The sequence below is a fragment of the Streptomyces poriferorum genome (assembly GCF_019399235.1).
In the GTDB taxonomy this organism is placed as follows: Bacteria; Actinomycetota; Actinomycetes; order Streptomycetales; family Streptomycetaceae; genus Streptomyces; species Streptomyces poriferorum.
Genome location: NZ_JAELVH010000557.1, coordinates 1 through 1163, shown reverse-complemented (window position 1 = coordinate 1163; position 1163 = coordinate 1). Strand labels below are relative to the sequence as shown.

Below are 1163 nucleotides of genomic sequence, written 5' to 3'. Positions count from 1 at the left end.
CGTCTTCGCCGTCCGCGGCGCCGGCCGGCTGGCCGTCGCCGCGGACGGCGAAGACGGCGACGAGGGCGGCCAGGCCGACTATGGCGAGGGCCGCGGGGAGGCCGGTGACGTCCTGGCCCTCGGCGTTCAGTGCCAGGGTGCCGCCGCCGACCGCGGCCTTGCCTCCGGCCCAGGTCTGCCCGGAGGCGAGCAGCACGATGGTGGCTCCGGCTGCCCCGAGGAGCAGGCCGGCTGCCAGGCTTCGGCGGCTTCCCGCGCTGTCGGGCGCGGTGGCGGCTTCGGCACGGGGCTGGGGTACGGGGACAGCGCTCACGTACTCCACTATCCCTTACGGCCCCGCAGCGGCCGACCGCCCCCCGTGTGCCGGTCGTCTCAGTTGCCGCCGAGCCGGTTGGCGGTGTGCACGGCGCGCAGCACCGCGGCGGCCTTGTTGCGGCACTCGGTGTCCTCGGCGACCGGGTCGGAGTCGGCGACGACACCGGCGCCGGCCTGGACGTACGCCGTGCCGTCCCGCAGCAGCGCGGTGCGGATCGCGATGGCGGTGTCGGAGTCCCCGGCGAAGTCGAGGTAGCCGACGCAGCCGCCGTACAGTCCGCGGCGGGTGGGTTCGAGCTCCTCGATGATCTGCATGGCGCGCGGCTTGGGGGCGCCCGAGAGGGTGCCCGCGGGGAAGCACGCGGTCAGGACGTCGAAGGCGGTGCGGCCCTCGGCGACCTTGCCGGTGACGGTGGACACGATGTGCATCACGTGGGAGTACCGCTCGATCGACATGAAGTCGACGACCTCGACGCTGCCGGGTTCGCAGACCCGGCCCAGGTCGTTGCGGCCGAGGTCGACGAGCATCAGGTGCTCGGCGCGTTCCTTCGGGTCGGCGAGGAGTTCGTCGGCGAGCGCCTGGTCCTCCTGGGGAGTGGCGCCGCGATGCCGGGTGCCGGCGATCGGGTGGACCATCGCGCGGCCGTCCTCGACCTTGACGAGGGCCTCGGGGCTGGAGCCCGCGACGTCGAAGCCGTCGAAGCGGAAGAGGTACATGTACGGCGAGGGGTTGGTGGCGCGCAGCACCCGGTAGACGTCCAACGCGCTGGCCGTGCACGGGGTTTCGAAGCGCTGGGAGGGGACGACCTGGAAGGCCTCGCCGGCCCTGATGCGCTCCTTCACGTCCT

At 73.5% G+C, this 1163-nt stretch carries 2 protein-coding genes; both read right to left on the bottom strand.

Features of this window, described 5'->3' with window-relative positions; genetic code table 11:
• On the bottom strand, positions 1 to 322 hold a 322-nt coding region (locus JGS39_RS39575), incomplete at its 3' end, for a Trp biosynthesis-associated membrane protein (RefSeq protein ID WP_219574596.1).
• Between the two features lie 50 nt (positions 323 to 372).
• Positions 373 to 1163 (bottom strand): chorismate-binding protein (locus JGS39_RS39570; RefSeq protein WP_219574595.1); only part of this gene is annotated, 791 nt, incomplete at its 5' end.